The following is an 11119-nucleotide window of genomic DNA, read 5'->3' on the forward strand; positions in this document are numbered from 1 at the left end:
GTTCTGACCAAGGACGAGGGCGGCCGTCACACCCCCTTCTTCAACAACTATCGTCCTCAGTTCTATTTCCGTACCACCGACGTGACCGGCGTCATCACTCTGCCCGAGGGCACTGAGATGTGCATGCCCGGCGATAACGTCGAGATGAGCGTTGAGCTGATCACCCCCATCGCCATTGAGAAGGGCCTGCGTTTCGCTATCCGTGAGGGTGGCCGTACCGTGGGTTCCGGCGCTGTCACCGAGATCATCGGCGACTAATCTCTGTTAAAAAAAGACTGCCGCAAATGCGGCAGTCTTTTTTTGCTAAAAACGGATCACTTCGCTTCGGTTTCCGGGTAGACCAGGGTATCCTGAAACCCGTCTGCTCCGGCACAGAGCACATCTCCTGCCACCGGCTGCTCCTCGCAGACATAAAGGTTCAGCTGCACGCCCTCTGGGCGGTTTGGATAGTTGGTGACGGTATAAGTAAAGCGTGAGACCTGTTTTCCACAGGCTGTGGAGAGATCAAACCCCTGGGAATCCTGCAGCTCGTTATATGTGAGATAGGGTTCCTCCAGTTTTTCCGGCAGCAGAAACTGCAGTGTCTCCACCGGCTCCGGCTCCACTTCCCAGCCCATGGACTGGAGATAGGAGACACGGGCTTCGTTGTCTGCCAGCTGGGGCAGATTGGAGTCTGCCGAATCGGCGTGTTTCCCCAGCACTACCACTACAGCCAGCACCACAACTAGGATCGCCGCCGTTATGGCGGCGGTTTTCTTTTTGGAAACGCGGGCGGTCCAAATCAGCATATGCATCCCTCCTGCTTGTTTCCTATTCATTTTTGCGGGAAATTATGATAAACTGATGACAGTGCATAAGAAAGGATGCGGGAAATGGAGAAGCAGCGGCTGGATAAAATCATTGCATCCACGGGGAAGTTCTCCCGGAGGGAGGTCAAAGCGCTGGTGCGCCAGGGCCTGGTCCTGGTGGACGGACGGCTGGCCGCCTCAGCTGAGGAAAAGGCGGACCCCGAGACGACAGAGATCATGGTCAATGGGGAACTCCTGACCTACCGGCAGTACACCTGGGTGATGCTCAACAAACCTGCCGGATATCTCTCCGCCACCGAGGATGGACGGGGAAAGACGGTGCTGGATCTGCTGCCGGAGGAGCTGCAGCGTCAAAACCTCTTTCCGGTGGGGCGGCTGGACAAGGACACGGAGGGACTGCTGCTGCTGACCAATGAGGGCGGTCTGGCCCACGACCTGCTCTCACCCCGGCACCATGTGGATAAGGTGTATTATACCAGGGTCACCGGCCGGCTGACGGAGGAGGACTGCCGCGCCTTTGCCGCCGGCATGGTGCTGGATGACGGACTGGTGTGTCAGAGCGCCGGACTGGAAATCCTTTCCGCGGGAGAGGAGAGCGAGGCCTATGTGACGCTGCGGGAGGGAAAATTCCATCAGGTCAAGCGGATGCTGGCCCAGCGGGGGAAGCCTGTGCAGTACCTGGAACGGGTACGGATGGGCAATTTGACATTAGATCCGGAACTGCCGAGAGGCAACTACCGTTTTTTGACAGATGAAGAGATCAACGGGTTACGAAATCGATAAAACAGCGTTGAAAAAAATCAAATCTTCACCAAAATAAAAAAGGTTTTTTTGTTGAAAAAAGAAAAAATATCTTGCATTCTGCCGAAAACCTCGATATAATATTGCCATTGAATTGATATTGACAATTTGCACAAAGCTCCTGTGTGATTTTAGGTGAGGAGGACCGGCCATGTCTGGAAGGATTTTTCAAAATGTGGTACTGCAGCTCAAGGAGAATACAGACCGCACAGTGGGTGTAATTGATGGAGAGGGAATCGTCATTGCATGCAGTGAGCTGTCCATGATTGGCCAGCGCTGGGCTGAGCACGTCCCGGTAATCAACAATGCCGGCGGTACCATGGTCACTTCAGACGGAAAGACGTTCAAGGCGCTCAACGGCTGGGGAAATCAGTTTGATTATGCGGCGTTTGCCTTTGGTGACAATGAGGTCAGCCGGACCGTGTGCGCCATGGCCACGGTGGCGCTGAATGCCGCCAAGTCTTATTATGAGGAGAAGCATGACCGGGGAGCCTTTATCAAGGACATCATCTCCGACAATATCATGCTGGGCGATATCTACATGCGGGCCAAGGAACTGCGCGTCACGGCGGATATGCCCAGAGGCGTATTCGTCATCCGTTCCCTGAAAAAGGGCGAGTCCGTGCCTACGGACGTGATCCAGGCCCAGTTCCCCGACCGGCAAAGCGACTTTGTCCTCTCTGTGGGCGAGGGAGACGTGGTGCTGATCCGGCAGATGCCGGAGGGCTCCGGCATCAAGGAGCTCAACAAGATCGCGGCCTCTGTGGAGGAATCTCTCCGGGCCGGCAGCGATCCCACAGTGGTGGTGGGCATCGGCACTATTGCCATCCATCTGCGGGATCTGGCCAAGAGCTATAAGGAGGCCCAGATCGCCATTGAAGTCGGCAAGGTCTTTGACACGGAAAAATACGTCATCAACTATGAGAACCTGGGCATTGGCCGGCTGATTTATCAGCTGCCCACCACGCTTTGTGAGATGTTCCTCCAGGAAGTTTTTAAGAAGAACCCCATTGACGCCCTAGACAAGGAAACGCTTTTCACCATCCACAAGTTCTTTGAGAACAACTTGAATGTCTCCGAAACTGCCCGGAAGCTGTTTGTCCACCGGAATACGCTGGTGTATCGGCTGGAGAAGATCAAGAAGCTGACGGGGCTGGACCTGCGGGAGTTTGATGATGCCATTACGTTTAAGGTGGCGCTGATGGTCAAAAAGTACCTGACCAGCCGCGGCATTGACTCCTGATTTACATCGAATTGACCGCATCCCCGGATGAATGCCGTCCGGGGATGCGTTTCATTTTTTGAGGCTGGCCGCAGGCCTGTAACTTTTGTTACTTTTTTTGTGAATTCTTTCAACATGCAGTTGCATGGGCGGGAAAAACCGTATATAATGAAATTCGATTAGGCATTATGTCGACTATGCCGCCAAATAGGGGAAATCGGGAACCTTTTGGCGGATACAGCCGTCTTGATATTCGGAAAATTATGAAACACGCGTGAGGTGTCTGCATGATTCGTTTAAAAGACGTGGAGATGGTGTACGACAACGGCACGAAGGCCATCAAGGGGATCACCCTTACCATTGAGGACGGGGAGTTCGTCTTCCTGGTGGGACCTTCCGGCTCCGGCAAATCCACGATTATCAAACTTTTGACCGGCGAAGTGGAGCCCTGCGCCGGGCGCATTATGATCAACGGTTTTTCTGTCAGCAACATTTCGGAAAGGCAGATTCCCCTGATGCGGAGGACCCTGGGAGTGATTTTCCAGGATTTCCGGCTCATCGAGAAGAAAACTGTGTATGACAACCTGGCTTTTGTCATGCGGGCAGTAGGCGCACCCCAGAAGGAGATCCGCAAGCGGATTCCCTATGTGCTGCATCTGGTGGGACTGGAGGAGAAGGCCAACAGTTATCCCACGGAGCTCTCCGGCGGCGAGCAGCAGCGAGTGGCGATTGCCCGGGCGTTGGTGAACAACCCCAACACCATCATCGCTGATGAGCCCACCGGCAACCTGGACCCGGAGCGGTCTCTGGAATTGATGAGCCTGCTGGTGAGAATCAACGAGCTGGGTACCACTGTGGTGGTGGTGACCCATGAAAAAGACTTGGTGGACCGCTTTGGCAAACGGGTGGTCACCATCGATTCCGGCCACGTGGTCAACGACAGCGTAGGCGGCTATGTGGGAGGGCATATCCATGGCTAAACGGCACGATTTTCGGTATTTTTTTCATGAGGGCCTGAGCAATATGTTCAGCCATGGCTTCATGTCCTTCGCGGCCATCGGCATTACCGTGGCATGTCTGCTCATCATGGGGACCTTTACCCTGGTAGCGGTGAACGCCAATGCCCTTTTGGCAGATCTGGAGGAGGAAAACGAGATCTTGGCCTATGTGGATGACTCCTATACCGAAGCGCAGGCCAGGGCGTTGCAAAGCGAGCTGGAGAAGGTGCCGAACGTGGCATCCGCCACGTATATCTCCAAGGAGGAGGCCATGGAGGAGTTCAAGGCCCAGTACCCCGACGAGGAGATGTTTCAGGACCTGGACCCGGCAATCCTGCGGGACCGGTTTGCCATCCGGATGGTAGATTTGAAGCTGCAAAGCCAGACGGTGGAGAAAGTGAAGGAAGTAGAAGGCATCGCGGAGGTCAACGCCTTTGAGGAGATTGCCGGCGGCTTTGTCACGGTGCGGAATGTGGCAACCGTGGTGTGCGTTGCACTGATTGCCATCTTGTTCGTGGTGTCGGTGTTCATCATTTCCAACACCATCAAGCTCACCACCTTCGACCGCCGGGAGGAGATCGCCATCATGCGGATGGTGGGCGCGACCAACGGCTTTATCCGATGGCCGTTTGTGTACGAGGGCTTCATGATCGGCTTTTTGGGCGCGATCATCGCCTTTTTCCTGCAATGGGCGCTGTATGAGGCGGTGGCCCAGGGCGTGGATACCAATGATACGCTGCAGCTGATCCGGGTGATCCCCTTCAGTCAGCTGTGGGCTCCTGTAGCAGGCGTGTTTGCGGGAGCGGGCATTTTGATCGGTGTGGGCGGAAGTCTTGCCGCCATTCGCAAATTCCTGCAGGTGTGAGGTGAAGTTCATGGAACAGAAAAAAGCCAGGCGCCGCTTTGCGCGTCTGGGGCGGGGCCTGGCCGCAATGGCCATGGTGGTGCTTCTGGTCGCGGCGGAAGCAAGTCCTGTCCTAGCGGCCACCTGGTCGGACGTCAATGATCTGAAAAACCAGGCCAGCAGCCTGGATTCGAAGAAAAAAGAGCTGCAGAGCAAGCTGGACTCCCTGTCCGACGACAAGAGCGAGGCCATGGCCCGGAAGCAGCTGCTGGATCAGCAGATCGCCAACACCGCGGCCCAGATTCAAAATACCGAGGCTCAGATCGCCGAGTACGCGTCGTTGATCACGCAGACAGAGGCAGAACTGGCGGACGCTGAGGAAAAGGAAGAGGCACAGTATGAGCTGTTCTGTGCCCGGGTGCGGGACATGGAGGAACGGGGCACTGTCAGCTACTGGTCCGTTCTCTTCAAGGCTACCAGCTTTACCGATCTGCTGGGACGGCTGGATATTATCAACGAAATCATGGATGCAGACCAGCGGGTGATCGATGAACTGCAGGCACTGCAGGATGAGATTGAGGCCAAGAAGTCGGATCTGGAAACCGGCAAGGCGGAGGAAGAGGCCGCCAAGGCGGATCTGGAGGCCAAAAAGAGTGAACTGAATACCCAGCGCAGTGAGGCCAATGCCGTCATCCAGCAGCTCACGGCAAACGAAAACGAGACAGAGGCTGTGCTGGCAGATCTGGAGGCGGAACAGGATTCCCTGTGGGCGGAGGCCCAGCGTCTGAGCGACCAGCTGATCGCCCAGCAGGCCGCCAGCGGCCAGTCCACGGAGTCCAACCCCGGCGGCTACATCTGGCCGGTGAACAGCCGGTACATCACCTCCACGGTGGGCGGCCGGGCGTCTCCTGGCGGCATTGGTTCCACCAACCACAAGGGCACTGATATCGGCCGGGTGGGCTATACTAGCTCGGTGTATGCCGCCAAGGCGGGAACGGTGATTGTGTCCCAGTACTCCAGCTCCTACGGCAACTACGTGGTCATCTCCCACGGCAGCGGCAATACCACCCTGTATGCCCACATGTCCAGCCGGAAGGTGAGCGTCGGCCAGTATGTTAACCAGGGGGACGTCATCGGTATCACCGGCTCCACCGGCAACTCCACCGGACCCCACCTCCACTTTGAGGTGACGGAGAACGGTGTGCGGGTCAATCCCCTCAGCGACGGTGCGGAACCCCGCATGGGATATCTGAGCGGCTACACCCTTTCCGGAAGCGCTTAAAATGCATAAAACCTCCTCCCGCCCCGTAGGATGGGGCGGGAGGAATTTTATTATGATCGGACTGCTGCTATGGAAAATACCGGAGAAACGGGGACGGAGCCTGCGGGTGGGGGAGAGGAGCATTCTGCATATGCGCTTTACCTGCGCGGAGATTGCCCGGGGGCCCAAGACGCCGGAGGCAGTGCTGCGCCGCCGGGTAAGCGCGGCGGGCAAGCGGCTGCGGAAACTGGGGATTACCCGGGCGGTGCTGCCGGACGAATTCGCCTACCAGGACCTGCTGGAGCGGCAGGGGATTCGGGCGGTATCCACGGTGACGCTGCGGCGGGCGCTGGCCGCGGACTGGGCCCGTGCGGTGATGGAGGCCAAGGCACTTTCCCCGGGGACGGCCAGAATCGCGGTGGCCGGAGCCCAGCTTACGGGAGAACTGGTGCGGGTGGTGACGGAACTGTCTCTGCGCAACCGCTATGTACTTCTGGACCTGCCCTACGGCGGTGAAGAGCTTTGCCGCCAGCTGAGACGGGAGTACGGGGTGTCGCTGCTGCTGAGCCCCGCCAAAGAACAGCTGGAAGGCGCGGATGTCCTGCTGCTCTTTGACCGGCGGGAGGACCTCAAGCCCGGTGGGGCGGTCCTGCCTCTCTACGAAGGTGCCTCCACGCCGCTGCCGCCGCTGCTGCTGCCGCCGGCTATGGAGGAGCGGCTGCCGGTGGGAGCGGACCGGGGGCAGCTGCTGGCGGCGCTCCGGGAAGCGGGGGCACTCCGGCCGGGACAGATCACGGTGGGCGTACCCCAGACAGAGACACAAAAGATGCTTCCAACTTGACATTTTGGGTTTCAATCACTATAATAAAGCACTAATGATATTATAGAATAAGTATGCACAGGAGAGACCATCCCTCCCTGATTAAAGAATCGGAAAGGAAACCGTGGACATGGAAAAGGAATACCGGATGAGCGCGGCCCGCGCTCAGGAACTGCAGGAAGAACTCAATTACCTCAAGACAACCCGCTCCGACGAAGTGGCGGAGCAGATCAAGGTGGCCCGTGGCTTTGGCGACCTGAGTGAGAACAGCGAGTACGATGAGGCCAAAAACGAGCAGGGCAAGCTCTATTCCCGGATTGCCGAGCTGGAGGAGATTCTGCAGCATGTGGTGATTGTGGACGAGAGCAACGCCCCCACCAATGTGGTCACCATCGGCTGCAAGGTCGTTGTGGTGGACCGCAGCGGCAAGGAAATGCCGGCTTACCGGATCGTGGGCTCTCAGGAGGCAGATCCCATGCACGGCGTCATTTCTGAGGAGTCTCCCTTCGGCAAGGCCCTGCTGGGTGCCAAGGAGGGGGACACCGTTACGGTGGAAGCGCCCCGGGGCAACATTGAGTACACGGTCAAGAAGATCGAGCGGTAAGGAGAGAGACGATGGCTGAACAGAAGACATCCCAGCAGAGCGAGCAGGACCTGAGCCAGCAGACCAGAGTCCGCCGGGAAAAGCTGGCCGCCCTTCAGGCCGAAGGGCATGACCCCTTCCAGATCACCCGGTTTGCCTGGGACCATACCTCTGCCCAGATCAAGGAGAACTTTGACGCCCTGGAGGGCCAGCCTGTCAAGGTGGCCGGCCGCCTGATGAGCAAGCGGGGCATGGGCAAGGTGAGTTTCTGTGACCTCCAGGACCGGGACGGTCGCATCCAGCTCTATGCCCGTCAGGACGAGATGGACGAGGCGGTCTACAAGGCGTTCAAGAAGTACGACATCGGCGACATTGTCGGTGTGGAGGGTGAAGTGTTCCGCACGCAGCGGGGCGAGATGAGCGTCCGAGCCCGGAACATTATCCTGCTCTCCAAGGCACTGCTGCCCCTGCCGGAGAAGTTCCACGGCCTGCAGGACCGGGAACTGCGGTATCGTCAGCGCTATGTGGATCTGATCGTCAACCCGGAGGTGAAGCAGAACTTCATCATCCGTTCCAAGTTTATCAAGCATGTCCGGGACTTCCTGGATAACCGGGGCTATATGGAAGTGGAGACGCCGGTGCTCAACACCATCTCCGGCGGTGCCACTGCCCGCCCCTTCATCACCCACCACAACACCCTGGACATCGATATGTATATGCGCATCGCCACGGAGCTGCCCCTCAAGCGGCTGATTGTGGGCGGACTGGACCGGGTGTATGAGATCGGCCGGATCTTCCGCAACGAGGGCATGGACCCCAAGCACAACCCGGAGTTCACCTCCGTGGAGCTCTACCAGGCCTATGCGGATTTCAACGATATGATGGACCTCTTTGAGGAGCTGCTTTCCTCCGCCGCCCAGAAGATCCTGGGCACCTATCAGGTGGAGTGGCAGGGCGAGAAGATCGACCTGACCCCCGGCTGGCCCCGGATGACCATGGCAGAGGCGGTCAAGCAGTATGTGGGCATCGACTTCATGTCCATCACGGACGACGAAGCCGCCTGGGCGGCTGCAAAGGCTGCCGGTGTGGTGCTGCCGGAGGGCAAGGAAGCCACCTGGGGCAACGCTCTGTATGAGAGCTTTGACCAGAAGGTGGAGGAAAAGCTGGTACAGCCCACCTTCATCACCATGCATCCTGTGGACGTGAGCCCTCTGGCCAAGCGCAGCCCCAAGGACCCCCGCCTGACGGAGCGGTTTGAGCTGTTTATCTGCCGCAGTGAGATGGGCAACGCCTTCTCCGAGCTCAATGACCCCATTGACCAGAAGCAGCGCTTCCAGAAGGAAGTGGAGGCCCGGGCCAAGGGCGACAGCGAGGCCGGTATGATGGACGATGACTATATCAACGCGCTGGAGTATGGCCTGCCTCCCACGGGCGGACTGGGCATCGGCATCGACCGGTGTGTCATGCTCCTGACCAATTCTGATACTATCCGTGAGGTCATTTTGTTCCCCACGATGAAACCGCTGGACTAAGAGCGGGAGAACGCCTGCAAGCGGCTCCGGAAATAGCCGGAGCCGCTTTTTTAATCCCTGCCGGCACCGGAAAAGGCAGAGCGTACAAACGGCCCCGGGGCGGCGGAGTGTCAAACTTTTTACAAAGGAGCGCGCACAAGATGGACTACAAGCTGTTAAACGACGGAAAGACGAAAATCTCCGGTCTGTCCCTGGGCACCTGGGCTTTTTCCGGGGCGCCGGTCTGGGGCGGCTGCGATCGGGATGCGGCCATCGAGACGGTGCACGAGGCGCTGGACCGGGGCATCAACCTCTTTGACACGGCGGAGAAATACGGAGACGGCGCGGCGGAGCTGGTGCTGGGCCAGGCCCTGAAGGGCCGCCGGCAGGAGGCCGTGCTGGCAACCAAGGTCTATTCAGACCATCTCCATCACGATGATGTGATCGCGGCCTGCGAGGCGTCACTGAAGCGGCTGCAGACCGATTACATCGACATCCTCCAGATCCACTGGCCCAATGAGGAGATCCCGGCAGAGGAGACCTTCGGTGCATTTGACGAGCTCAAGAAGGCCGGCAAGATCCGCATGGCCAGCGTCTGCAACCATGGGATTCACTGCCTGGAGCATGTGGCACCCTACGGTGTTGCGCTCAATCAGATGCCCTATTCTCTGGTGTGGCGGCTGGCGGAGTATCAGCTCAGCCCCATTATGGAGGAACAGCATATCCTGCTCTGGGCATACAGCCCGCTGGCGCAGGGCCTGCTGACCGGCAAGTTTCGGACGCTGGAAGACGTGCCCATGAACCGCCGGGCCAACCGGATGTATGATTCCAAATGGGGCGCGGGCCGCCATACCGACGGCGGCTTCGAGCGGGAGATCTTCGCCTTTTTGGATGAACTCCGCAGCCTTTGCCAGAAGACTGGATATGATATGTCCACTTTGGCCCTGAATTTCCTCAAGGCCCGCCCGGGAATGGGGAGCATCCTGGTGGGTGCCCGAAATGTCCGCCAGCTGCGGCAGAATCTGGATGCTTATGAGACCCAGGTCCCGGCCGATGTGCTGGAGTGGTTGGAGGAACACTCTGCCCGGCTTCGGGACCAGATGGGGGAAAACGCGGATTTGTGGGAAAATGCGCCCAACCGATACGGCAAGGAAGGGCGCATGTACTGAGATTTGTGCCCAGAGTGGTCCTGTGGGCGGCAGAATATACGGAATATCGGCTTTTCCACAAAACGATGTGGAAAAGTTTGCCCGTTCGGCGGAAATACCCTGTGGTGCTGCCGGGAGTGCGCAGAAGACAATGTGCCATACAGCTGATTTCCACCACAGTGTCCCCGGTAAGCCGAGGATAGACGGAACACAATGCTTGAGCCCGCCCTCCTGCCGCATGCGGCGGGAGCGGCGGGTTTGCCGCGCAAATTTCACAAAGACAGCTTGAAAAAGAAAACAGACATTGCTATAATACATTAAATATACTGGCCATTATGTCCCCAGCGCCCCCTGTGAAGGGCAGGCGGAGGGACTGGCTGATAGAAAAGGGAGGAACACCATGGAGACCATTACCAGCCGGCAGAATCCGCTTTGCACCCATCTGCGAAAGCTGGCAGCCTCCGCCTCCTATCGCCGCCGCTGCGGCGAATTCCTCTGTGACAGTCCCAAGCTGCTGGAGGAAGCCCTCTTGTGGCAGGGGGCACTTCATACCGTGATTTCCACGGACCAGGTACCCCTGCCGCCCATCCCGGCGGGGGTCCGTCATGTCCGGGTGCCGGAAGACGTCATGCGTTCCGTATCCCCGGCGCAGACACCCCAGGGGGTCCTGACAGTGTGCGGCATGCCGGAGCGGCCGCTGCCGGAAAAGCTGACGGGGACGCGGTACATGGTGCTCGACGGCGTGCAGGACCCCGGCAATGTGGGGACCATTTTGCGCACAGCGGATGCCTTCCGCGCTGACGGGCTGCTGCTGGTGAACGGCTGTGCGGACCTGTACAACCCCAAGACGGTGCGGGCCACCATGGGGGCGGTGTTCCGCTGCCCGGTGTGGAACTGTTCCGTGGAGGAACTGGCGGCGCTGCTGCAAAAAAGCGGGCTGCCGCTTTATGGCGCCGCACTGCGCAGCGATACTGTGGATGCCCGGAAGGCAGATTATCAGTGCTGTGCCGTGGCCATCGGCAGTGAGGGCCGGGGGCTTTCCGGGGAGGTGCTGCGTCTTTGCAACAAGACGGTGCGCATCCCCATGAGCGAGCACTGCGAGTCACTGAACGCGGCGGCGGG

Annotated in this window: 11 protein-coding genes and 1 pseudogene; 11 read left to right on the plus strand and 1 reads right to left on the minus strand. The window is 58.5% G+C overall.

The window, feature by feature from the left end:
* Nucleotides 1-258, plus strand: a pseudogene (gene tuf / locus QZL67_RS06245) (elongation factor Tu); the annotation flags it as partial.
* 56 nt (nucleotides 259-314) lie between these two features.
* Here tuf and QZL67_RS06250 read toward each other — a convergent pair.
* Entirely contained in the window at nucleotides 315-788 is a 474-nt protein-coding gene (locus QZL67_RS06250) for a DUF4830 domain-containing protein (protein WP_022289890.1), read from the minus strand.
* A gap of 84 nt (nucleotides 789-872) precedes the next feature.
* Here QZL67_RS06250 and QZL67_RS06255 point away from each other — a divergent pair, with 84 nt between their 5' ends.
* The 10 genes from QZL67_RS06255 to QZL67_RS06300 form a co-directional block, all read left to right on the plus strand.
* A complete protein-coding gene (locus tag QZL67_RS06255) occupies nucleotides 873-1592 on the plus strand; it encodes a pseudouridine synthase (protein WP_022289891.1) in 720 nt (239 codons plus the stop codon).
* Between the two features lie 169 nt (nucleotides 1593-1761).
* Complete coding sequence (locus tag QZL67_RS06260) at nucleotides 1762-2853, plus strand: CdaR family transcriptional regulator (protein ID WP_022289892.1); 1092 nt, start codon at nucleotides 1762-1764, stop codon at nucleotides 2851-2853.
* Between the two features lie 266 nt (nucleotides 2854-3119).
* Nucleotides 3120-3812, plus strand: coding sequence for a cell division ATP-binding protein FtsE (gene ftsE, locus QZL67_RS06265; RefSeq protein WP_022289893.1), 693 nt, complete (start codon nucleotides 3120-3122; stop codon nucleotides 3810-3812).
* Nucleotides 3805-4695, plus strand: coding sequence for a permease-like cell division protein FtsX (gene ftsX / locus QZL67_RS06270; protein ID WP_022289894.1), 891 nt, complete (start codon nucleotides 3805-3807; stop codon nucleotides 4693-4695). The genes ftsE and ftsX overlap by 8 nt, the downstream gene beginning before the upstream one ends.
* A gap of 10 nt (nucleotides 4696-4705) precedes the next feature.
* Nucleotides 4706-5956 (plus strand): murein hydrolase activator EnvC, encoded by a 1251-nt coding sequence (locus QZL67_RS06275; RefSeq protein WP_022289895.1) that lies wholly within the window; start codon nucleotides 4706-4708, stop codon nucleotides 5954-5956.
* A 52-nt stretch (nucleotides 5957-6008) separates the two neighbouring features.
* Nucleotides 6009-6776, plus strand: a complete 768-nt coding sequence (locus QZL67_RS06280; protein WP_022289896.1) for a hypothetical protein — start codon at nucleotides 6009-6011, stop codon at nucleotides 6774-6776.
* A gap of 109 nt (nucleotides 6777-6885) precedes the next feature.
* The gene (gene greA / locus QZL67_RS06285; RefSeq protein WP_022289897.1) at nucleotides 6886-7359 is read left to right on the plus strand and encodes a transcription elongation factor GreA; all 474 of its coding nucleotides are present in this window, start codon (nucleotides 6886-6888) and stop codon (nucleotides 7357-7359) included.
* An 11-nt stretch (nucleotides 7360-7370) separates the two neighbouring features.
* On the plus strand, nucleotides 7371-8870 hold the full coding sequence (lysS, locus tag QZL67_RS06290) for a lysine--tRNA ligase (protein WP_022289898.1): 1500 nt from the start codon (nucleotides 7371-7373) through the stop codon (nucleotides 8868-8870).
* Nucleotides 8871-9010: 140 nt separating this feature from the next.
* Nucleotides 9011-10018, plus strand: coding sequence for an aldo/keto reductase (locus QZL67_RS06295; RefSeq protein WP_022289899.1), 1008 nt, complete (start codon nucleotides 9011-9013; stop codon nucleotides 10016-10018).
* Nucleotides 10019-10397: 379 nt separating this feature from the next.
* Nucleotides 10398-11119 (plus strand): RNA methyltransferase (locus QZL67_RS06300; RefSeq protein ID WP_292919996.1); only part of this gene is annotated, 722 nt, incomplete at its 3' end.

Origin of the sequence: Oscillibacter sp. CAG:155 (assembly GCA_000436875.1) — a bacterium.
GTDB lineage: Bacteria > Bacillota > Clostridia > Oscillospirales > Oscillospiraceae > Oscillibacter.

Coding starts and splice junctions, on each gene's coding strand:
- QZL67_RS06250 (WP_022289890.1), bottom strand. CDS start 788: ATGCTGATTTGGACCGCCCGCGTTTCCAAAAAGAAAACCGCCGCCATA.
- QZL67_RS06255 (WP_022289891.1), top strand. CDS start 873: ATGGAGAAGCAGCGGCTGGATAAAATCATTGCATCCACGGGGAAGTTC.
- QZL67_RS06260 (WP_022289892.1), top strand. CDS start 1,762: ATGTCTGGAAGGATTTTTCAAAATGTGGTACTGCAGCTCAAGGAGAAT.
- ftsE (WP_022289893.1), top strand. CDS start 3,120: ATGATTCGTTTAAAAGACGTGGAGATGGTGTACGACAACGGCACGAAG.
- ftsX (WP_022289894.1), top strand. CDS start 3,805: ATGGCTAAACGGCACGATTTTCGGTATTTTTTTCATGAGGGCCTGAGC.
- QZL67_RS06275 (WP_022289895.1), top strand. CDS start 4,706: ATGGAACAGAAAAAAGCCAGGCGCCGCTTTGCGCGTCTGGGGCGGGGC.
- QZL67_RS06280 (WP_022289896.1), top strand. CDS start 6,009: ATGATCGGACTGCTGCTATGGAAAATACCGGAGAAACGGGGACGGAGC.
- greA (WP_022289897.1), top strand. CDS start 6,886: ATGGAAAAGGAATACCGGATGAGCGCGGCCCGCGCTCAGGAACTGCAG.
- lysS (WP_022289898.1), top strand. CDS start 7,371: ATGGCTGAACAGAAGACATCCCAGCAGAGCGAGCAGGACCTGAGCCAG.
- QZL67_RS06295 (WP_022289899.1), top strand. CDS start 9,011: ATGGACTACAAGCTGTTAAACGACGGAAAGACGAAAATCTCCGGTCTG.